The sequence below is a fragment of the Maricaulis sp. CAU 1757 genome, assembly GCF_054482675.1.
Genome location: NZ_JBTLRI010000003.1, coordinates 139,847 through 161,246, shown reverse-complemented (window position 1 = coordinate 161,246; position 21,400 = coordinate 139,847). Strand labels below are relative to the sequence as shown.

The 21,400-nt window shown below is 62.6% G+C and carries 21 protein-coding genes and 1 other RNA gene; 6 read left to right on the top strand and 16 right to left on the bottom strand.

What is annotated here, in order from left to right; translation table 11 throughout:
• Nucleotides 1–26 precede the first annotated feature (26 nt).
• Nucleotides 27–1,112, bottom strand: coding sequence for a mannose-1-phosphate guanylyltransferase/mannose-6-phosphate isomerase (locus ACXYMR_RS09765; RefSeq protein ID WP_458942672.1), 1,086 nt, complete (start codon nt 1,110–1,112; stop codon nt 27–29).
• 188 nt (nt 1,113–1,300) lie between these two features.
• On the opposite strand from ACXYMR_RS09765, the gene ACXYMR_RS09760 reads away from it, so the two are divergent.
• The gene (locus tag ACXYMR_RS09760; protein WP_458942671.1) at nt 1,301–2,377 is read left to right on the top strand and encodes an SMP-30/gluconolactonase/LRE family protein; all 1,077 of its coding nucleotides are present in this window, start codon (nt 1,301–1,303) and stop codon (nt 2,375–2,377) included.
• A gap of 9 nt (nt 2,378–2,386) precedes the next feature.
• Here ACXYMR_RS09760 and ACXYMR_RS09755 read toward each other — a convergent pair whose 3' ends face one another.
• From ACXYMR_RS09755 to metF, 10 genes are all read right to left on the bottom strand, one after another.
• Nucleotides 2,387–2,671: a hypothetical protein gene (locus ACXYMR_RS09755; RefSeq protein ID WP_458942670.1), complete on the bottom strand. Its 285-nt coding sequence runs from the start codon at nt 2,669–2,671 to the stop codon at nt 2,387–2,389.
• Between the two features lie 211 nt (nt 2,672–2,882).
• Entirely contained in the window at nt 2,883–3,698 is an 816-nt protein-coding gene (locus tag ACXYMR_RS09750; RefSeq protein WP_458942669.1) for a TIGR00282 family metallophosphoesterase, read from the bottom strand.
• A 93-nt stretch (nt 3,699–3,791) separates the two neighbouring features.
• Nucleotides 3,792–4,193 carry a GtrA family protein gene (locus ACXYMR_RS09745; RefSeq protein ID WP_458942668.1) on the bottom strand — a complete coding sequence of 134 codons (402 nt, stop codon included), beginning with the start codon at nt 4,191–4,193 and terminating at the stop codon, nt 3,792–3,794.
• On the bottom strand, nt 4,193–4,759 hold the full coding sequence (locus ACXYMR_RS09740; protein ID WP_458942667.1) for an acyltransferase: 567 nt from the start codon (nt 4,757–4,759) through the stop codon (nt 4,193–4,195). The genes ACXYMR_RS09745 and ACXYMR_RS09740 overlap by 1 nt, the downstream gene beginning before the upstream one ends.
• A 34-nt stretch (nt 4,760–4,793) precedes the next feature.
• Nucleotides 4,794–5,792, bottom strand: coding sequence for a glycosyltransferase family 2 protein (locus ACXYMR_RS09735; RefSeq protein WP_458942666.1), 999 nt, complete (start codon nt 5,790–5,792; stop codon nt 4,794–4,796).
• 108 nt (nt 5,793–5,900) lie between these two features.
• Entirely contained in the window at nt 5,901–7,379 is a 1,479-nt protein-coding gene (locus tag ACXYMR_RS09730; protein WP_458942665.1) for a hypothetical protein, read from the bottom strand.
• Nucleotides 7,366–8,511, bottom strand: coding sequence for a dTDP-4-amino-4,6-dideoxygalactose transaminase (gene rffA / locus ACXYMR_RS09725; protein WP_458942664.1), 1,146 nt, complete (start codon nt 8,509–8,511; stop codon nt 7,366–7,368). The genes ACXYMR_RS09730 and rffA overlap by 14 nt, the downstream gene beginning before the upstream one ends.
• Before the next feature lie 55 nt (nt 8,512–8,566).
• Nucleotides 8,567–11,254 (bottom strand): methionine synthase, encoded by a 2,688-nt coding sequence (gene metH / locus ACXYMR_RS09720; RefSeq protein WP_458942663.1) that lies wholly within the window; start codon nt 11,252–11,254, stop codon nt 8,567–8,569.
• Nucleotides 11,255–11,318: 64 nt separating this feature from the next.
• On the bottom strand, nt 11,319–12,377 hold the full coding sequence (locus tag ACXYMR_RS09715) for a homocysteine S-methyltransferase family protein (protein ID WP_458942662.1): 1,059 nt from the start codon (nt 12,375–12,377) through the stop codon (nt 11,319–11,321).
• Nucleotides 12,374–13,282, bottom strand: coding sequence for a methylenetetrahydrofolate reductase [NAD(P)H] (gene metF / locus ACXYMR_RS09710; RefSeq protein ID WP_458942661.1), 909 nt, complete (start codon nt 13,280–13,282; stop codon nt 12,374–12,376). The genes ACXYMR_RS09715 and metF overlap by 4 nt, the downstream gene beginning before the upstream one ends.
• Before the next feature lie 214 nt (nt 13,283–13,496).
• On the opposite strand from metF, the gene metK reads away from it, so the two are divergent.
• The 4 genes from metK (at nt 13,497) to ACXYMR_RS09690 (ending at nt 17,931) form a co-directional block, all read left to right on the top strand.
• On the top strand, nt 13,497–14,663 hold the full coding sequence (gene metK / locus ACXYMR_RS09705) for a methionine adenosyltransferase (RefSeq protein WP_458942660.1): 1,167 nt from the start codon (nt 13,497–13,499) through the stop codon (nt 14,661–14,663).
• Between the two features lie 68 nt (nt 14,664–14,731).
• A complete protein-coding gene (gene ahcY / locus ACXYMR_RS09700) occupies nt 14,732–16,141 on the top strand; it encodes an adenosylhomocysteinase (RefSeq protein ID WP_458942659.1) in 1,410 nt (469 codons plus the stop codon).
• 158 nt (nt 16,142–16,299) lie between these two features.
• Complete coding sequence (locus ACXYMR_RS09695; RefSeq protein ID WP_458942658.1) at nt 16,300–17,331, top strand: hypothetical protein; 1,032 nt, start codon at nt 16,300–16,302, stop codon at nt 17,329–17,331.
• Between the two features lie 108 nt (nt 17,332–17,439).
• Complete coding sequence (locus tag ACXYMR_RS09690) at nt 17,440–17,931, top strand: hypothetical protein (RefSeq protein ID WP_458942657.1); 492 nt, start codon at nt 17,440–17,442, stop codon at nt 17,929–17,931.
• Nucleotides 17,932–17,944: 13 nt separating this feature from the next.
• Here ACXYMR_RS09690 and ACXYMR_RS09685 read toward each other — a convergent pair whose 3' ends face one another.
• The 4 genes from ACXYMR_RS09685 to ACXYMR_RS09670 form a co-directional block, all read right to left on the bottom strand.
• Nucleotides 17,945–18,544, bottom strand: a complete 600-nt coding sequence (locus ACXYMR_RS09685; protein WP_458942656.1) for a 5-formyltetrahydrofolate cyclo-ligase — start codon at nt 18,542–18,544, stop codon at nt 17,945–17,947.
• Between the two features lie 2 nt (nt 18,545–18,546).
• A non-coding RNA gene (gene ssrS / locus ACXYMR_RS09680) (6S RNA) lies at nt 18,547–18,706 on the bottom strand.
• Nucleotides 18,707–18,741: 35 nt separating this feature from the next.
• Nucleotides 18,742–19,164 (bottom strand): cell division protein ZapA, encoded by a 423-nt coding sequence (locus tag ACXYMR_RS09675; RefSeq protein WP_458942655.1) that lies wholly within the window; start codon nt 19,162–19,164, stop codon nt 18,742–18,744.
• A gap of 3 nt (nt 19,165–19,167) precedes the next feature.
• Nucleotides 19,168–19,461, bottom strand: coding sequence for a DUF4164 family protein (locus ACXYMR_RS09670; RefSeq protein ID WP_458942654.1), 294 nt, complete (start codon nt 19,459–19,461; stop codon nt 19,168–19,170).
• A gap of 215 nt (nt 19,462–19,676) precedes the next feature.
• On the opposite strand from ACXYMR_RS09670, the gene ACXYMR_RS09665 reads away from it, so the two are divergent.
• Nucleotides 19,677–20,258, top strand: coding sequence for a hypothetical protein (locus ACXYMR_RS09665; protein ID WP_458942653.1), 582 nt, complete (start codon nt 19,677–19,679; stop codon nt 20,256–20,258).
• Here the strand turns inward: ACXYMR_RS09665 and ACXYMR_RS09660 are convergent.
• Nucleotides 20,230–21,258 (bottom strand): glycosyltransferase family 2 protein, encoded by a 1,029-nt coding sequence (locus ACXYMR_RS09660; protein ID WP_458942652.1) that lies wholly within the window; start codon nt 21,256–21,258, stop codon nt 20,230–20,232. The two genes, ACXYMR_RS09665 and ACXYMR_RS09660, sit on opposite strands and share 29 nt — an antisense overlap.
• Between the last annotated feature and the right edge of the window lie 142 nt (nt 21,259–21,400).

Sequence of the window (21,400 nt, the reverse complement as noted above, 5' to 3'; positions counted from 1 at the left end):
GGCAAGACAGGGGCGAATCCAAGCCGCTAAAGAAGGTCCGAGCGCCCCTCCGCCTTCAGCCGCTCAACAATCACCTTCACCTCCTGGCTGGCCTCACGTCGAGTCACCAGCACGGCATCGCCGGTCGCCACGACGACGACGTCGTCGAGACCGATCACCCCGACCATGGCTTCGCCACCGGCGACATAACAATTGCGCGCGTCAACGAAATGGGCCGCGCCGCGGGCCACATTACCCGCTTCGTCCCTGTCTTCGGCGATATCCCACAGCGCACTCCATGCGCCCACATCCGACCAACCGATATCGGCTGGCACCACGGCCGCCTTGTCGGTCCGCTCCATGACCGCATAGTCGAACGAGATCGAGGGGCACGCCGCGAACAGCCCGGCGTCCAGTTCAACCCGGCCATCGTCCACGCGGGCAGCATCGAGCGCGGCACAGCTCGCCTCCCGGACCTCGGCGCAATGCCGGGACATCTCGTCGAGCACGCTGCCCGCGGCAAACAGGAAAATCCCGGCATTCCAGTAGTATTCGCCGGTAGCCAGGAATTCGCGGGCCCGCTCGAGATCGGGCTTTTCTGTGAACTGGCCAACCTTGAAGCCACCCTCAAGCGCCTGGCCGCGCCGGATATAACCATATCCCGTTTCGGGGCGTTCCGGCTCGATGCCGAACGTGATCACATGCCCGGCCTCGGCCAGGCTCGCCCCGGCGGCTATGGCCCGGTGGAAGGCGGGCACGTCACGAATGTGATGGTCCGCCGGCAATAAGAGGATCAGCGTGTCCTCGCCATGTTCGCGTCGCACCAGCTCGGCTGCCACGGCAGCCACCGGAGCCGTATTGCGGCCTGTCGGCTCGACCACGTAATGGGACGGACGCACGCCAAGCGCCTCGAGCTGCAGCCGCGCCAAGTCATGCTGGCGCGCATTGAGCACCACGACCGGCGGCGCCAGCTGGAAATCTTCATCCGTGACCGAGACCCGCTTCACGGTCTCCTGGACCATGCTCATTTCACTGACCAGGGCGTGCAGCTGCTTCGGGTGAGCCGTGCGCGAAAGCGGCCACAGGCGTGTCCCGGAGCCGCCTGACATGATTACCGGTACAATCTTGCTCACCACGGCCCCCTGACCTTCAACGCGCCAAACTCGGGCCCGTGCCCGCCCGGTCATCTCATCAAACTGAAGGACCGTTTTGGCGGAATTCGTGAGCACTCGCAATTCGCCAGCTGTGCGGCTCCGGATATTATCACTGCGCCATGGCCGTGGCAGCCAGCTTGGTGCAGAGTAGCCGGGGAGGTCGGCTCATGCGCTGGTTCATAATCACGGTCGTGGCCCTGATGGCTGTCTGGCTGATCTGGCCGTCCAAGGTTGATCCGGCGGTCTGGCTCGAGCCCGATCCGCCTGCCCTGACCGGGCCCCTCGAGCCGCGCGGCCGCCTGGCCACAGCGGAGCTCATTGCCCCGGACGGCCTGCTCAACTCCGAGGACCTGGCACTGGGCCCGGACGGCAGCGTATTCGCCAGCCAGATCGATGGAACGCTGGCCGAACTCCGGCGCGTCGACGGAAACTGGCAGATCGTCCAGAGCTATCCGATTGCCCAGGCGCCTGCCCTCGGTCTGCAATGGCACCCGGACGGCCGCCTGATCGTGGCCGCCTCCGATGGCGTCTATGCCCTCGACACGGCATCCGGTGCGGTGGCCAGCTTGACCCGCACGGCCGCCGGCCGACCGCTCGGCTTTGCCGACGATCTCGACATCGCCGATGACGGCACCATCTATTTCACGGAAGCGAGCTGGAAATGGGCCAATCGCCTGGACCAGCCAAGCTATCACTACGACATGGCGGAGAACCGCCCCTACGGGGCACTGGTGGCCCTCGATCCCCGGACCGGTGAAACGCGCATTCTCGCGGACGACCTCTACTTCGCGAACGGCGTGGCCATGGCCAGCGACCAGCGCTCAGTGTTTTTCATCGAGACCTATCGCTACCGCCTGTCACGCTACTGGCTGGCCGGGCCGCGCGCCGGAGAAGTCGACATCGTGGCCGACAACCTGCCCGGCATTCCCGACGGGGTGACCGCGGACGGCAATGGTCGCTTGCTGATTGCCATGGACACCCAGCGCGTTCCGCTGATGCGGCTGTTGCACGAGCAGCCCTTCCTGACCCGCATGCTGACCAAGCTGCCAGACTGGGTGTGGCTGCGCGGCGGTCGACCGAAGGGCTTTGTGCTGGTGGTCGACGAAAGCGGCACGTTCATCGATAGCTATCACGACCCGGACGGGCGGTTCGGCTACATCGCGAACGTGGTACCGGGTGAGAACGGGGAGATGTGGATCGGCTCGCTGACCGCGCCAGTTATCGGTCGCTTCGAGGCGCCGTAGCCCGCTTGGTCAGATCGATGCCGACACGTAGCCAAGCCCGGGGCCCGGCCCCGTCGCCGGCGGAAAATTGCGCTCCGACAGAAAGCAGAGCAAGCGACCGAGCATGTCGGCGCTGTCCGTCTGGACGACGCGGATGAAGGCGTCCGGCTCCTGAAGATGCGTGGTGAAGACGCAGGCTGCCTCACCTTGCCCGACAGAGGACGCCTCATCGCAACTGCGCAGGAAATCGACCATGTACTGGTCGAAAACGAAGGCATCTTGCGCTTTTTCGAACCTGATCGTCTGCTTGAACATGCAACCCCCACTACGCCACGCCACCTGAACTGCAAATCATGCACCAAGGCAGTGCGGCTTGCCGTGAAGCGCGTCACGGACAGCCTGGCGTCTGCACTGAAAAAAATTCCGTATGGTCCGCGCGCGCCACTAGATGACACGCTACCGGAGCGGGCAAACCAATCAAGACCCGCCTGCAGGTTCACTTCGCAAGCGCAGCAAAAATGTCACATCAGGAGGGACGGGTCTCGGCGAGCAGGCCGCCGATCCGGATCGGTTCGCAGCGCCGGGCCAGGCCGGTGGCATCATCGGTCTCGACAAACACGCCACACAGCGTGGCCTCGCCGGTCGCCGGCTCGAAACGGGCGCTGCGCATGCGCGTGGTAAAACGCCGGAGCGGCTCTTCCTTATCCATGCCGATCACGCTGTCATAGTCGCCGCACATACCGGCATCGGTCTGGTAGGCGGTGCCACCAGGCAGCAGCCGGCTATCCGCGGTCGGAACGTGCGTATGGGTGCCGACAACCAGGCTGGCGCGGCCGTCACAGAACACGCCCATCGCCATTTTTTCACTCGTCGCCTCTGCGTGCACATCGACGATCACGGCATCTGCAACCAGACCCAGCGGCGCCGCGGCCAGCTCGCGTTCGACGGCGGCGAAGGGGTCGTCGAGGGTTTCCATGAACAGACTGCCCATGACATTGACCACCAGAACACGGCGACCGTCCGCGGTATCGTAGAGATTGGCCCCCGCCCCGGGCGTGGACCCGACCGGATAATTGGCCGGTCGCAGGAGGCGCGGCTCCCGGTCGATATAGGACAGGGTCTCGCGCTGATCCCAGGCATGGTTGCCCGTCGTCAGAACATCGGCTCCGAGATCGAAGAGCTGGTTGCAGATCTTTTCCGTGACACCGAAACCGGCAGCGGCGTTCTCAGCATTGACGACAATGAAATCGAGCGCCAAGGCCTTGCGCAGGTCAGGGAGATGTTCCGCCATCGCCTGCCGCCCGGTCTTGCCGACAATGTCACCGAAGAATGCAATGCGCATGGCGTGTCTCGTCGATTGCTTGAGGGGAGGGCTGCCTGCCTTCCAGGCCAGAAGACCGCACGCTCTCCAGGCAGGTCCGCTTTGGCAGGGGTGTCAGTCGGCGGGTCTGGACCGGAACACCCAGAAGTTCAACATTACAAATATCGTCCCCGCAGCGAACACCATGGCGACAAGCTGCGCGACCTCATGGGGCAATGGGAGTACCCGGTAGGACACGGCGAGTACTCCGATCTGCACCACATAGCCGACCAGATAGGAAAAAACATATCTGGGTGCAGCATAGCGGTGAGAGTCGGAGCTTTTGAAAGACCACCCCTTGTTCAAGACATAGGTGATGACCACGCCCAGAGCGAATGCGAGTGTGGTCGCAATTTCCGGGATGAAGCCGAGCCGCACCACCAGCAGGTAGAAGACGAAAAGGGCCAGATTTACCGAACCGCCGACGATCAGGTAGCGGACCAAAGGGCTTTGCGCGACTTTATCAATCAGGGACATCACGAGGACTGCTGCCGACCTAGATATTCATCCTCGAGCTTCAGCAGGTCTTGGGACCTTTCCCGAATCCGCCGAGCTGGCGAACCCACATAAACCCCCCATGGGTCAGTGCTCGACAAGACGGTCGACAGTGCGCCTACCGCACATCCCTCTGCGACGACCACACCCGGCATGATCACCGAATTGCAGCCGATAATCACGTGACGACCCAGCACCACGGGGCGCTTTATCTCGGTCTTGTACGCGTCAGGCACCGTGGGATTGGTCAGGCTTCGGCCAGAATAGTCATCGGACTGGGCGAACACCTGGGCCCCATAGGCAAGTCCGGAAAAGTCCTGCATCGTCACACCGGGCTCACCGCCCGCCACATTGGACATGACCGCAATATGGACATTCCGTCCGATCGTGACCTTGCCGGACAGGACACAGAAGTCATCGATGCGGGAGTGATCGCCGATCGACATCTCTGCCGCACCATAAATGGCAGCTCGACTGCTTATCTGGACTGATTGCCCGACATGAAGAAATCCGAGGCCATCAATCTCGTCGCGACTCAACCAGCCCAATACAGCCTCTTTCCGCACCAATACCGGTGCATTTCTAATGTCGAACCAGTTCGTCGACGATGAAGATCGGACGCCGCTTCGCTTCAGCCAGAGCACGTCCGACGTATATGCCGACAAAACTGATCAGGAAAATCTGGGCGCCCCCAAGAAAGGTCATGATGCTGGCCAGCGATGCGTAACCGGGAACCGTTGTGCCTCCGATCACGGCGTTGAGCACCACACTCAATCCGAAGAGGAAGCTCAGTCCGCAAATGACCAGACCGGCCCCCACCATCCACCAGAGCGGCTTCTCGGAGTATGCGATGATGGTTTCGAGTGCCAACCGGACCAGTTTCAAAAAACCATAGGATGACTTGCCGACAGCCCGCTCGGCCCGCGCAATCGTCACGTGCGATACTCGGAAGCCGGACTGGCTCATGATGGCGGGAAACAGGCGAAGTTGTTCCGGAAAGGCTCGATAGGCGTCGGCGACCTTGTGCGAGAACAGTCGAAAATTACCGACCTTGTTTGATACCGGCAGGCCCGACGCCCAACGCAACAAGCCATTGAACATGGCCGACCCCAGATTGCGATGAGCTCCCAAACCTGACGTGCTGCGTTCGGCAATGACGACATCCGCCGTGCCGTTGACGGCTTCGGCATAAAGCGCCGCAATCGCTTCGGGCGGATCCTGCAGGTCGCAGTCCATGACCACGTACCAGCGCGCTTCACTGTACGCGATGCCAGCTGAAATAGCGGCGTGCTGGCCGAAGTTTCGGCTGAGCCGGATTCCCACGACACGCTCATCATCGGCGCACGCCGCGCAGATCTCCGCCCAATCATTATCCGGGCTCCGGTCATCCACCAGAACGATCTGATATTTGGGGGAAATCGGGTCGAGGACAGCCTGCAGCCGCGCCACCAGGTCCGAGACGAAAACAGCGCCGCGATAGAAGGGGACAATGACCGCGATCTCGCAATCGGTTTCCACCGGGGACGTATGCCCGACGAATGGAGCGGCGAGACGGGGCGACATGCGGCCGGATGTAGTCATTCTGAAACCTTCATTTTCAACTCACTGTCCCGACCCGACACCATGCCTGCCTGCCCCCGCACACCCAAATGACTGCCCGGGTCGTGTGCGCTTGCTCGGCGGGCGCAACTAGCGGGGCAGCACCACACCGCGCTTGGCGCGAACTGCATCAACCAGTTCCTGACAGACTTCCACCCCTTGTCGACAATTCAATACCTGCACGTCCCGATCACTGAGCTCGGGATGGCTGTAGAAAATAACCTCCTGGCGGGCAAAATGTCGGCGCACATAGACCGAATGATCCGACAGGTATCCGGAATAACTGACCATTGAACTGATGGCCGGAATAAGTAACAGGACCGATCCATCCTTTGCCGCAATCCTGAACGACGTGTCCCAGCCCTTGCGCGAGGCCGGCCTCGCCTCGCGGGACCGCATCCAATCCGCGAACGCGACCACGGCGACCAACCCGACACCGACCCAGAACAAGCCGAAAAGTCCTTGGTATCGCGGCATCTCGACACCACCCCGGACGATCCCCGCGGACACCGCCGAGATCAGGGGCTGACCCAGCATGGCCAGAAGGAAGATATGGCGACCGCTGATCAGGAAGGGCAGGATCAGGACGCAACCCGCGACGATCCAGACAAACAGCGCCAGGCGACTGGCACCGAACTCGACGGGCAGCCCAAGGCGATCGAACCAGACCCGCCCACCGAGGCTCTGAAAGAGCCCTCCTTCCAACCAGCCCAACATGTTGACGAATGAGAACTCGGAAGGCTCGCCAAGGTGGGCATCGAACACCTCCAGCATCACGTCATAGCTGATCCAGAGACAGGCAAAGAAGCCGACCAGCAATGCCAGTCGCTTGAGGTCGATACGGAAGTAACCTGTGGCGCCGGGGAAGGGCATGCCGGCCAGCACTGCCGCCGCGACGAGTGCCAGGAAGAACGGCTTGAACGTGGCAACACCGAACCACCACACCGCGATGAGGCCGACGATGAAGACCCAGGCCAGCCCACCCCGCCCATGCAGGTATTTGCTGCACACATACAGCATCAGGATCAGGGAGGTTATCGACAGCATCCCGTTCAGCGTCAGCATGTCGTAGACGAAATCGATCGATTTCAACGGCGTGAATACCAGCACGGGGATCAGTAGAACCGCACACAGGACCAGCCAGACACGACCGGACTTAAACGTGTCCGCGGTCAAGGGGATCGGATCGAAAACCGAAGTTTCGGCCTTCAGATAGCGAAACAGGACCCAGCAAAGCAGAACAACCGAAAGCGGCCCAAAGACCGAGAACACGAGCACATTATACCCGGTCCAGTCATACAGGAGCTGGGTCATCAGCTTGTAGGAAATATGGAAATGCGGCCCTTGGGGGCTCAGGACATCGGCCCAGCTCAATCCTGGATCTGACCCCACAAGCAAGGGAAGAAAGAAATTGAGATCGTCCCGTGTGGGAACGGACGCCTTGTGGTGGATCAGGTAGAGGATCCACAGGCCGGCCAGAAGAAAGCTGAAGACGAAATACAACCGCGAGGGCTTAAAAACCAATTCACGCATCCTCAAACCCCGATTTCGATTTTCAGCCCTGGCCAAGTTCGGAAATGGCTTTGTTCGCTGTTTCCGCGATACGCGGCACATCTGCCAGCACACCAGGGAATAAGGGAAGGCGCACCAGGCACTCAGAAATCCGGTTGGTCGTCGCCATGTCACCAACGGCCCGCGAATGGGACCGCCCGTAAGGCGCCGAATGCAGTGGTACGTAGTGGAAAGGCGTCATGATACCCGCGCCGCGCATATGATCGATGAAGGCCGAGCGGGCATCCACGTCAGGCATGATCAGGTAGTACATGTGGGCATTGTGCCGGCAATTTTCGGGGATGCGGGGGCGTGCGATCCCGTGGTCCTCAACCCCCTCGAACGCTTGATGATAAGCGTCCCAGGCTTGCATCCTCGTGGCGTTCAGTTCGCGCCACCGCTCGAGTTGGCCAAGCAGGAATGCCGCCACCAGCTCACCGGGCAGGAAGGAAGAGCCAACGTCCACCCAGGAATACTTGTCGACGGCGCCCCGGAAAAACTGTGCCCGGTTCGTGCCTTTCTCCCGGATGATCTCGGCTCGAAGGGAGTTCTTCGCGTCCTTCACGACAAGGGCACCGCCCTCACCGCTGATAATGTTCTTTGTCTCGTGAAAGCTGAAGGCTGCGTAATCGCCGAAAGAACCTGCCGGTCGACCGTTTCGCTCGGCCCCGAGCGCCTGCGCTGCGTCCTCGACCACGTACAGATCGTGCCGGGCCGCAATCTCGGCAATCCGCTCCATGTCGGCGACAACACCTGCATAATGCACGGCGTAGATTGCCCGGGTCCGATCCGTGACGGCCTCAAGAATAGCGTCGGGGTCCAGGTTGAGCGTCACCGGGTCAATGTCCACGAAAACCGGAACGGCCCCTCTCAAGACCACCGCATTTGCGGTGGAAACGAAAGTGTAGGACGGCATGATGACTTCATCGCCCGGCTTGAGATCACACAAGATCGCCGCCATTTCCAGGGCGGCCGTGCACGAGTGGGTCAGATGGCTGGATGCGGCCTGGGTCACCTCGGTGAGAATGGCTTCGCACTTCTCCGTGAAAAGACCATCACCGGCCAGCTGACCTCGTTCGATCGCTTGGCCAAGATATTCCAGTTCGCGCCCTGCCACGACAGGTCGATTAAAAGGGATCGAATTCGACATCACAGGGGCCCCGGCTTGTGGCCCTCACTTACCGTCGGCGTCGAGAATATGTCAATCATGGCCCGCCGATACGCCGCTCGCCGAGCGCACCAGGCTCGCCGGTTTCATAGTCCAGGATCGGGCTCAGCGCGCGCTCGGCTTCGGCGACCGTCCAGCCCTTGCGGGCGGCATAGTCCTCGACCTGGTCGCGCAGGATGCGACCGACCGCAAAGTAGACGCTGTCCGGATGCGATAGCATCAGCCCGGAGACCGATGATGCAGGGGTCATCGCGAAGGAATTTGTCAGGCCGATGCCAATTGCCGAGGTGGCGTCGAGCAGCTGGAACAGGGTGCGCTTCTCCGTGTGGTCCGGCTGGGAGGGATAGCCTGGCGCCGGGCGGATACCGGCATAGGCCTCGGCAATCAGCTCCTCTCGCGACAGGTTCTCGTCTGGCGCATAACCCCAGTGCGTCGTACGAACCTGCTGGTGCAGCCATTCTGCCGCCGCCTCGGCCAGCCGGTCGGACAAGGCCTTGAACATGATGGCGGAATAATCGTCCTTGGCGGCGTCAAACGCCTCCATCACGGACTCGTTGTCCCCCGCCGTCACGGCAAAGCCGCCCAGCCAGTCCTCCTGGCCCTCCGGTGCCAGGAAATCATACTGGCAGTAATGCGGCTTGCCATTGTCCTTGGCGGCCTGCTGGCGCAGCCCGTACATCGTCGCCAACACCCGACTGCGGCTGTCATCCGTGAAGATCACAGCGTCATCGCCGCGCCGGTTGGCCGGCCAGAACCCGACCACGGCCTGCGGCTTGAGCAACTCTTCCCTGGCCATGCGCTCGAGCATGCGATTGGCGTCCTCGAACAATGAGCGGGCGGCCTCGCCGCGCGCCGGGTCGTCGAAGATGGCCGGGTAGCTGCCCTTGAGTTCCCAGGTGAAGAAGAACGGCGTCCAGTCGATATAGGGGATCAGCGTCTCCACCGAAGGGTGCAGCACCCGGGTTCCGGTGAGTTTCGGCTTCGGCGGCTGATAGGACGACCAGTCGCACTCCCAGGACTGCTCGCGGGCCCTGGCCAGCGGGACACGCCTTTTCTTGCTGCGCGCCGCCAGTCGGCGCTCGCGCACCTTGGCCAGGTCAGCCCGCACAGCGGCCGCATAGGAATCGGCATCATCCGACAGAAGCTTGGAGACCACGCCGACAGCCCGGCTGGCGTCGAGCACATGCACAACAGGCGCCGAGGAAATCACCGGGTCGATCTTGACCGCGGTATGGGCCGGGCTCGTTGTGGCGCCACCGATCAACAGCGGCAGCTTCACATTGCGCCGCTGCATTTCGGAGGCGACATAGACCATCTCGTCCAGCGACGGAGTGATCAGGCCGGACAGGCCGATAATGTCGGCCTGCCGCTCGAGTGCGGTATTGATAATGGCGTCGCACGACACCATCACGCCAAGGTCGATCACGTCATAGCCATTGCATTGCAGCACCACGCCGACAATGTTCTTGCCGATATCGTGCACATCTCCCTTCACGGTAGCCATCACCACCGTGCCGTTCGACGTGCGGGTGTCCCCGGCCGCCGCCTTCTCCGCTTCCATGTAAGGTATGAGATGGGCCACGGCCTGCTTCATCACCCGCGCCGACTTGACCACTTGCGGCAGGAACATCTTCCCGTCGCCGAACAAGTCGCCGACGACATTCATGCCGTCCATCAGTGGCCCTTCAATGACATGCAGCGGGCGCTTCGCGGCGCGCCGGGCCTCCTCTGTGTCTTCGAGGATGAACTCGTTGATGCCGTGCACGAGCGCGTGTCGCAGACGATCCGCTACCGGGGCCTCGCGCCACTTCAGGTCACGTACCCTGGCCGGCCCACTCGCCTTGCCGCGGAACTGTTCGGCATGCTCGAGCAACCGGTCGGTGGCATCATCGCGGCGGTTGAGGATGACATCCTCGACCCGGGTGCGCAGCTCCGGCTCGATGTCGTCATAGATATCCAGCTGGCCGGCATTGACGATGCCCATGTCCATCCCCGCCTTGATGGCGTGGAAGAGAAAGACCGAGTGCATGGCCCGGCGCACCGGCTCATTGCCGCGGAAGGAGAACGAGATGTTCGACAGCCCGCCGGACACATGCACGCCGGGCATCGCCCTGCGGATGCGGCGCGTCGCCTCAATGAAATCGACCGCATAATTGTTGTGCTCTTCGATACCGGTCGCGACGGCGAAGATGTTGGGATCGAAGATGATGTCTTCCGGCGGGAATCCGATCTCCTCGACAAGGATCCTGTAGGCCCGCTGACAAATCTCGAACTTGCGGTCGGCGGTATCGGCCTGCCCGGTCTCGTCGAACGCCATCACCACGACGGCAGCGCCATAGGCCAGGCATTGCATCGCCTGCTCGCGGAACTGGGCCTCGCCTTCCTTGAGGCTGATGGAGTTGACGATGGCCTTGCCCTGGGTGTTCTGAAGCCCGGCCTCGATGACGTCCCACTTGGAACTGTCGATCATCACCGGCACGCGCGCGACATCCGGCTCACCCGCGATCAGGCGCAGGAAGGTGGACATGGCCTCGACACTGTCGAGCAGGCCCTCGTCCATGTTGATGTCAATGATCTGGGCACCGTTCTCGACCTGCTGACGGGCCACCGAAACCGCCTCGGCGTAATCTCCCTCGGTAATCAGCTTCCGGAAACGGGCCGACCCCGTGACATTGGTCCGCTCACCGACATTGACGAAGACCGGCCGGGATTGGGATTGGCTCATCGGGCACTCACTGACATGGAGTTGGCAGACAGATCGGGGAGAGGGACGCGATCAACCGAACGGGTCACGAGGCCAGTTCGAAAGGCTCGAGGCCGGCGAGGCGCATGGCTTGCCGCGGCGTGGCAGGCCGACGCGGCGGCACGCCGCTGACTGCAGCCGCGATCGCGCAGACGTGCTTCGGGGTCGTGCCGCAGCAGCCGCCGACGATATTCACAAGGCCCGAACGGGCCCACTCCGAGAGCGCCGCAGCGGTTTCCTGCGGTTGTTCGTCATATTCGCCCATATCATTGGGCAGGCCGGCATTGGGATAGGCAAGGATACGGGTGTCGGCCACACGTGACAGGGCTGCCACGTAGGGGCGCATCTCCTCCGCACCGAGCGCACAATTGAGACCGATCGCCCACGGCTTGGCGTGGCGCACTGAATGCCAGAAAGCTTCCGCCGTCTGTCCCGATAGTGTGCGCCCCGAGCGGTCGGTAATCGTGCCGGCAATCATGATCGGACGGGTTTCGCCTGTCTCCGTTTCCAGATCGATCAGCGCCTTGATGGCCGCCTTGGCGTTGAGCGTGTCGAAGACTGTCTCGATGAGAAAGAAGTCGACATGCGCCTGCATCGCCCGCGCCTGCTCAACGTAGGCCGCGCGTACGGTTTCAAAGGTCACGTCGCGATATCCCGGATCATTGACCTTCGGCGAAATCGACAGGGTCTTGTTGGTGGGCCCGATGGCACCCGCGACGGCACGCGGCGTGCCGGTTTCCGCCTCCAGCTCGTCGGCCGCCTCACGGGCGAGCCGGGCCCCTTCACAGGCGATCTCCGCAGCCAGGTCCTGCATGCCGTAATCGGCCTGGGCGATCGAGGTCGCGGAAAAGGTATTGGTCTCGATGATGTCGGCTCCGGCCTCGAAATAGCGCCGGTGGATGGCTTTCACGGCTTGTGGGGCGGTCAGGTTGAGAATGTCGTTATTGCCCTTGATCGGCTGCACCCAGTCGGCAAACCGGCCGCCGCGATAACCGGCTTCGTCGAGCGCGAGTGCCTGAATCTCCGTTCCCATTGCACCATCCAGCACGACAACCCGGTCGAGCGTCGCCTGATCAAGGGCCGCCAGCCGGTCCTCCCGGATCATTGCGCAACCTCCGCCAGGGGTGCCTGATCGGCTCTGACGCCGAGGAGCTGACAGGTCGACAGCGCCAGCTCGGCCCGGTTCAGCGTGTAGAAGTGGAAACTGTCGACGCCGCCCGCCTGCAGCTTGTTACACAGCTTGGCCGCAACGTGAGCCGTGACCAGGCGCCGGGTATCGGCATCCTCTTCAAGTCCCTCATAGGCCCGGTGCAACCAGTCCGGCAGTGATGCGCCACACATGCCTGCCATGCGCTTGAGACCGGCGAAGTTCGGCTGCAGCATGATGCCGGGCACGATCGGGATATCTATCCCGGCCCTTGCCGCCCTGTCCCGGAACCGGAAATACACGTCGGGATCGAAAAAGAACTGGGTAATAGCGCGCGTCGCGCCTGCATCGATCTTGGCTTTCAGAAGATCCAGATCAAATGCCCGGCTCGGACTCTCCGGGTGCTTTTCCGGGTAGCAGCCAACCGAGATCTCGAAATCCCCGATCGCGCGAATTCCGGCAGCCAGCTCCGCCGCGTTGGCATAGCCGCCCGGATGCGGAACATAGGCGTCCCCGAGCCCGCCCGGCGGATCGCCGCGCAGGGCCACGATGTGGCGGATGCCGCTTTCCCAGTAATCGCGGATGACCGCGTCAATCTCCGCGCGGGTGGCGCAGACACAGGTCAAATGTGCCGCGGGCTGGATATCGGTTTCCCGGGCAATCCGGCGCACTGTCCTGTGGGTACGGTCGCGCGTCGACCCGCCCGCACCATAAGTTACGGAAACAAAATGAGGCGCCAGGGGCTCCAGCCGGGACACCGAGTCCCAGAGCGTGGCCTCCATGGCTTCAGTCTTGGGTGGGAAGAACTCGAATGACACATTCAATCCCGTTCCCATCGCCACCCCGTTCCTCTTCACCTCCATACCCGCAATCCTCACTTGGCGTGCCACCGCATGTCGCACACGCGACCATCACGACATAAAGATATCTTTATATCAGAAGGCTTGCCAGTAAATTCTTCCGCATTGGCCGGACGGCGCGGCTTTTTGGCGGCCTCCTACCCAATCCGCTTGCATCAGGGGACCGCATCTGATCTATCCCTGCCATATAAAGCGTTCTTTATATGAGGTATGCGCAGTGAGCCGATCGTCCTACATGTTTACGTCCGAAAGCGTTTCTGAGGGCCACCCAGACAAAGTCTGCGATCGCGTAAGCGACACCATTGTTGACCTGTTTCTGGCCAAGGACCCTGAAGCGCGGGTGGCGTGCGAAACGCTCACCACGACCAATCAGATTATCCTGGCGGGCGAAGTGCGCTGTGCCGCCGATATCGATGATGCCGAGATCGAGCATGCTGCCCGCGAGGCGGTGCGCGACATTGGCTACGAGCAGGAAGGCTTCCACTGGAAGCATGCGAACCTTCAGAATTTCCTGCACGAGCAGTCCGCTCACATCGCCCAGGGCGTCGATGCCGGCGACAACAAGGATGAAGGCGCTGGCGACCAGGGCATCATGTTCGGCTATGCCTCTGACGAGACCCCGGAATTGATGCCGGCACCGATCACCTACTCACACAAGATCCTCCAGCGCATGGCGGCGCTCCGCAAGTCCGGCGAACGCCCGGAATTCGAGCCCGACGCCAAGTCGCAGGTGACCCTGCGCTATGTGAATGGCGTTCCTGCCGGCGTGACCTCGGTTGTCGTATCGACCCAGCACAAGGACGGCTTGAGCCAAGACGAGATCCGCGAACTGGTGCGTCCAGTCGTCGAAGACGTATTGCCCGACGGCTGGTTTCCGCCGGAAGTGGAATTCTACGTCAACCCGACGGGCACCTTTGTCATCGGCGGCCCGGACGGCGATGCCGGCCTGACGGGTCGCAAGATCATCGTCGACACGTATGGCGGTGCCGCCCCCCACGGTGGCGGCGCCTTCTCCGGCAAGGACCCCACCAAGGTTGATCGCTCAGCCGCCTATGCTTGCCGGTGGCTGGCCAAGAACGTCGTCGCGGCCGGCCTTGCCAAGCGCTGCACCATCCAGGTCTCCTACGCAATCGGCGTGTCCAAGCCTCTGTCGCTCTATGTCGACCTGCACGGCACCGGCCAGGTCGATGAAGCCAAACTGGAAGATGCCCTGCGGGAGATGACCGACCTGTCGCCGCGCGGCATCCGCACGCGTCTTCAGCTCAACCGGCCGATCTATGCACGAACCGCTGCCTACGGCCACTTCGGTCGCAGGCCTGACACTGAGGGCGGTTTCTCATGGGAGAAAACCGACCTCGCCGAGCAGCTTCGCTCGCTCGCCTGATCAATTCGCGGCGCCGGACGGCCGGCTCCGTCACTATGAAACAAGAACCACGGAAGGACCTTCAGGTCATGACGCAATTTGCTGCGGAAAAACCCCACGTCGTCAAGGATCTCTCGCTCGCCAAATGGGGCCGGATCGAGCTCGACATGGCCGAGATCGAGATGCCGGGCCTGATGGCCCTGCGCGAAGAGTTTGGTGACAGCCAGCCGCTCAAGGGCGCGCGCATCGCCGGCTCCCTGCACATGACGATCCAGACCGCCGTGCTGATCGAGACGCTGACCGCGCTCGGCGCGGAAGTGCGCTGGGCCTCGTGCAACATCTTCTCCACCCAGGACCACGCCGCCGCCGCCATCGCCGAGACCGGCGTGCCGGTGTTCGCCACCAAGGGCGAGACGCTGGAAGAATACTGGGACTATGCCGACGCCATCTTCCATTGGGGCAATGGTGAAACCGCCAACATGATCCTCGATGATGGCGGCGACGCGACCATGTACCTGATCCTTGGCGAGAAGGCCGAGAAGGATCCGTCCATCCTCGACCATCCGAAGTCCGAGGAAGAAACCTACCTGTTCGCCCAGATCAAGAAGCGCATCGCCGCCACCCCGGGCTGGTTCGAAAAGGCCCGCAAGGCCATCAAGGGCGTGTCCGAGGAAACCACGACCGGCGTCATGCGCCTGTACCAGATGCAGAAACGCGGCGAGCTGCCCTTCCCGGCCATCAACGTCAATGACAGCGTCACCAAGTCGAAGTTCGACAACCGCTATGGCTGCCGCGAGAGCCTCGTCGACGCCATCCGCCGCGGCACCGACGTGATGATGGCCGGCAAGAAGGCCGTGGTCTGCGGCTATGGCGATGTCGGCAAGGGCTCGGCCGAGTCGCTGGCCGGCGCCGGCGCCCGCGTCTACGTCACCGAGATCGACCCGATCTGCGCCCTGCAGGCCTGCATGGACGGTTTCGAGGTGGTGCGCCTCGAGGACGTGCTCAAGGACATGGACATCTTCGTCACCGCCACAGGCAACAAGGACATCATCACCGTCGACCACATGCGGGCCATGAAGGACATGGCGATCGTCTGCAATATCGGCCACTTCGACAACGAGATTCAGGTCGAGAGCCTGAAGAACTTCAAGTGGACCAACGTCAAGCCGCAGGTCGACCTGGTCGAATTCCCGGAAGGCAACCGGATCTGCCTCCTGTCGGAAGGCCGCCTGGTCAATCTCGGCAATGCCACGGGTCACCCGAGCTTCGTGATGTCTGCCAGCTTCACCAACCAGACGCTGGCCCAGATCGAGCTTTGGACCAAGGGCGAGGAGTACAAGAACGAGGTCTATATCCTGCCCAAGCACCTCGACGAGAAGGTCGCGGCCCTGCACCTCGACAAACTCGACGCCAAGCTGACCGTGCTGTCCGACGAGCAGGCCGACTATATCGGCGTACCGCAGGCCGGCCCGTACAAGGCCGAGCACTACCGCTACTAGGGATTATTCCCGGTACACGCGATTGGATGCCCCGCCGGTTTCGGCGGGGCTTTTACTATGAAGCAGCTGCATTCAGCTCGCATGCTCCACCCGTCGTCCCTGAAGCCTGCCCCCCAGGCTTGTGCACCAGAGCGAGACCGCTAGGCTCGGTCGCTGTCATGACGGTTTTGCTTCACATCGGTTATCCGAAAACGGGCACGACAAGTATCCAGCTCGCGCTCAATGCCAAGCGCGCCCAGCTGGAAGCGACCGGCGTGCTCTACCCGGTTGTCCAGAATGACTTCAAGCAGCGCAGTCTGGGAACGTTCTTCGGAAACATGCGCCATACTGCCGGAAAAGATCTGACAGTCGCGCGATCGGCTCTGCACGAGCAGATATCCGGCCACTCCGGTCATGTCGTCCTGTCCTGCGAAGAGATCACCGACGCCTTTCTGCTCGATACATCCAATCGCCCGTTCGACGGCATCGGCCAACTGCGCGACTTTCTGGCGCCGGTCGGCGATGACGTCCGCATCCTGCTTTGGGTCCGAAATGCAGCCGCGCACTATGCCTCACTCATGCAGGAATACGCGAAACGCTACTGGCCGCTCATCGCGCCGTCCGCTTACGACCTTCGCGTCAGGCCAATGGTGGAGGCGTTCGAAGACGCTTTTGGCACCCCGGCGATCATCCGATCATTCGATACCGTTCTTGCGGAGGAGCGTGATCCTGCCGGCGAATTCGCAAAGGTCATGGCAGATTCCCTCGGGCTGCAGACCCCGCCGGAATTGCCGTCTAATCGCAGCAATGAGTCACTGTCCGCAGAAGCGTTGATGGCGCTCGAGATCATCCACCGGACCGAGTCACGAATTCCTGCCGAATGGCGTTTTCGGGCCGATGAAACGGAACGGCTGTGGCGGGTTGTCCAACTCGTCTCCCAGAAGATGGGATTAACAGACCGCATTGCGCTTCGGCCGGAGGCTGCCGAAACCGTGACCTCGGTAAACGCGGGACATTTCGACTGGCTCCACTCGCGCGGTTGGGACGGACCTTCGCCCCCAAGCTCATCGACCGAAGTCCCGCCGCAAACGAGCGAGGCCCGACTGAGCGTCAGCGATCTTTTTGAGGTCGATGAAAACGCCGCTCTTGAACTCGTCGCCCTGGCCTTCAGGGTCCTGAACAGGCAACCCGGAATTCTGCAAGGCCGCTAAAGTCGGACGCGCAGCGGCATCGCGGATGGCTCCGGCGGTCCCTCTTGCTTGTTTTGGGCTGGCAGGGCTGCGGCTCGACCCGCTAGGGTGGCCCGGGGGGACACCTTGATGACACTGAATGACGCCTATCTGATATCACAAATCCTGGCCGTGGTGCTGATCGGCCCGACCCTGCTCTACCTGGCCCTTCAGGTGCGTCAGAACACCAAGCAGTTGCGGGCCGCGGCGCGCTACCAGTTCGTCGAGGCCACCGGCCAGCTGCACGCCCTTACGGCCGGCGACAAAGCCAACGCGTCTATGTTTCGTCGTGGCATCTCCCATCACGCGGATCTGGATGCCGACGAACGCATGCAGTTCTTGATCCTGACAGGGCATTTCCTGCACATTTACAGCGTCATGTACGAGCTGCATCAGGACGGTCTTCTGCCGGACAGCCAGTGGCATGCCGTCCGACAAGATCTGGTGTTCGTTCTGGCCAGCGATGGAGGCAGACTCGTATGGGAGAGCTTCGGTAAGGAGGGGCTGCCACCGGACTTCGTAGCCTACGCAGAGGAGATATCGCGGACAGGCGCTGCGTCCTACGACCTGAGAGAGCCATAGCGCGGCGGACTGATCAGCGAGCTGCTTTGCCGGACACCGCGTGTCGAAACTCACGGCATCCCGTCGGCGTCAGCAGCGCATCGAGCGGTTGGTCATGCGCGGCGCGCGGCACGTGCTTTATGATCTGCTGGTCGAAGGCCATGCCGACCGCCTTGATCGGGCCAGATGCCCTGAGCGCTGCCAGCGTACGGTCATAGAACCCCTTGCCATAGCCCATGCGCATGCCTGTCTCGTCGACGGCCAGCAGGGGCACCAGCAGAAGATCGGGCACCAGCACCTCGGCGTCGGGCCCGGGTACCTCTATGCCGAACGGCCCTTCTTCGAGCGCGCCATGCCCGTCCCAGGCACGAAATTCCAACGGCTGGTCCTCGGCCACCACGACGGGCAGCGCGAGGCGCAGCCCGTTGGCGGCGAGCAATTGCATCAATGGAGTAGGATCGATTTCGCTGCCCAGAGGCCGGTAGCCGGCAATCACACCACCCGGCTGCGGACGAAAGCGCGCCGGAAAGCGGTCCATGGCCGCCAGAGCCGCGCCGGGATTATCCAGCTCGGCCTGCCGCCGCCGCTTGAGCAGCTGCGATCTCAGGCTCTGTTTGCGGCCCTCAATGGACATGTGGCGGCTCCGCCTGCGCCGATGGGGCGTGTAAATCCCCACTGACCCGACAATTCAGGTGGGCGCCGCGTATAAGGGACCACGGTCCCAAACAGAGGCAGCTCCCTCGTGGAGGTGTACGGTCCGCGGGATAGACGCCCCTGTCGCGCGCTGCAGATAACCGCCAAGAGTGTATGTGGCGTGTCTGGCCCACAAGCTCAAGCGCGCGCTTCTGCAAACAGTGATTTTGTCTCCGCCCCGACCGTCTCGGCGCCGTCCGGATCCGGTCCCTCCAGGTCTCCGGCAAAGCCTTCCAGGCGCTCCGCCAGACTAATCAGCTGGCGAGCAATCCTGCCGCGCTCCTCGGCCTGCAGGCTGGCCGCTCCATGGCGCTCATGGCGCAGGCGTTCGACCTGCTCCTCGAGCTCGGCAATGCGCCGAACCGCGTCCTTGTTGTCATCGACCAGAAGAAGCGAAGCCATCAGAAGAAGACGCAAATCTCCGATCTGGCCGACATCTCCGGCGATGGCCGAGACCTTGCGGTCCAGCTCACCGGCCAGTTCCTTCAGATAGGCTTCCTGACCGCTCTCACAGCCAATGGTGAAATCGCGGCCATTCAGGGTGACGGTCACTTTCGACATGGGTCACTCCTCCTCGCGGGCCAGTTCGCGCAATTCCTCGATGGCCCCGTCCAGGGCATCCGAGGCCGCCTGAACGGCGTCCTGCAGCGCAGCCTCCCGGCCACGGGCAATATCGAGCTCCTCGGCCAGCCGGGCGCGGTCGCCATCGGCATCCCGGGACTGCTCGGCTTGCGCCTCGGCCCGGGCCACTCGCTGGCGCATTCGCCGGGCCACCTGTTCGACACGCCCCATGGCGCCGTCGAGGCGGGCGACGGCGGCAACCAGCGGGTCCGCCTTGGCATCAGGTCGCACGTTCATACGTCAAGAATCCACTGCGTCGCGACAAAGTTCAAGTCATTCCTCAACTGGGCGCCCCGAGGCGTTGACTCTGCTGGGGATTGAAAGCGCCAATAAGGGCGGAATTGAGTCTCTGGCCAGCGCCGCGAGCAGCATGGGCGGGAATTGACCTGCCGGATCGGGCAGGCCAAACAGGCAGGGTGCCTCCAAGCGCGCCGAACCGAACGGACAATCGCATGATCAGCCTCCCTGACTGGGCTTTCTTTCCCGTCGCCGCCGCGCTTGCAGCCGGCATGGTGCTTGGCGCGCTGAGTTTCGGCGAATCCAACCAGCGTTCGACCGCCGAGATCTTCGCCGAGGGAGTCAGTTATTCGGGGCCCGACCTCGCACAGATCACCTTGGGCAATGGGCTGAGCGCGGAATTTTTGAGCCAGAACGAGCGTGATTTCGTCCGCATCACAGCTGAACGCGGTCCATTCGACGGCATCCAGTCGGCCGGCGCCTTTTACACTCTCGCTCCGGAAGAGCTGCGGGCCCTTCAGGGCCACCGGGTCGATATCCGCGTAGTCATGCGCCAGCCGGATGAAAACGCCGCAGACGGTGTCCGCATCGCCTTTTTCGTTCCCGGCATCGGCCAGGACGCCTGGGACCGCCGCGAGATCAGCGGAGAGTTCGAAGCCTATGACAAGGATGTCGCGGCGCCGAGCTGCGCCTGGGATTACGGCTATATCGGCGTGTGGCCGGACTGGCGCTCCGGTCAGAACAGGGCCGACATACAGAGCATTGAAATTACTGCGCTCGAACCTCTTGAGTGCTGACCGCGCCCGGCTTCACCGGACGGATATCGGGTTCGCGGGTGAGCAGGGCACGAGAGTTCCAGCACATCATGCGCGCATAGGCACTGGGACGCACAACCCGCTCGGCCTGCAGCTTGCGCCGGGCCTGCATGATCCGCGGCCACGCCTTCAACCCGTCGCGAATGGCCCGGGCATACACCCGCGCCTGACCGTGCTTGAACGCCGCCAGGCCTAGAAGCGCAGTCGCCAACGCGTGCACCGGCGCAAGAAGCCAGAGCAGCCAGCCCGGCATGGTCTTGAGGAACACCCAAAGGCGGTTGCGAACGCCGTAATAGGTCGCAAAGTCCGAACGTCGTCCCGACGAGCCATAACCGGTATGATCGACCTTCGCACCGCGCAGCTGGATCGCCCGGTGCCCTGCCAGGCGCGCCCGCACGGCCAGATCGACATCCTCGTTGTAGCAGAAGAAACTCTCGTCGAATCCCCCCAGCGCCTCGAACACGTCACGCCGGATCAGCGCAGCCGCGGCGCACGGCCCAAACACTTCACCTTCCGGCGGAAGCATCGACACCGGGCGCATGTAGCAGGAGCGGTAGGCCAGGCCGACGGCGTGATAAACGTCACCGGACCCGTCCAGCAGACCCGGCTGGTCAGCCTGATACTGCGTTGAGCCGAACAGGGCGAAATCCGGGTAACGCCGCGTCGCCGCGTCTAGCGCCTCGATCCAGTCAGCATGCGGATAGGCATCAGGGTTCAGCAAGGCCAGCCAGCGTCCGGCGGCGCGCTCGGCGAGCCGATTATTGCCACCCGCAAACCCCAGGTTCTCATCACTGGAAACTGGCGTAATCCAGTCGGGCAGCCCCTCCAGATCGACCGTCTCGCCCGTCGGCGAACCGTTTTCCAGCAGGAAGACCTCTCGCGGCGCCACGGTCTGTGCCGCCAGCGCGTCGAGACAGCGCTGGATGGTGGCACGACTCCGATAGGCGACAATGAGGACCGAGATGTCTGCGACTGGGCGCACGCGGGACTCCTGAGTGTTTGACTTTTGGCCCGCCGCAACGTGTGCGATGTAAGCGACTGGCGCGGCCCTGCCTCCTGTCTAGCCAATTCAGGGGCGCTTCGCGACCGTCTTGGCCATTGGACGGGGCGGGCGGGCCGTCGGA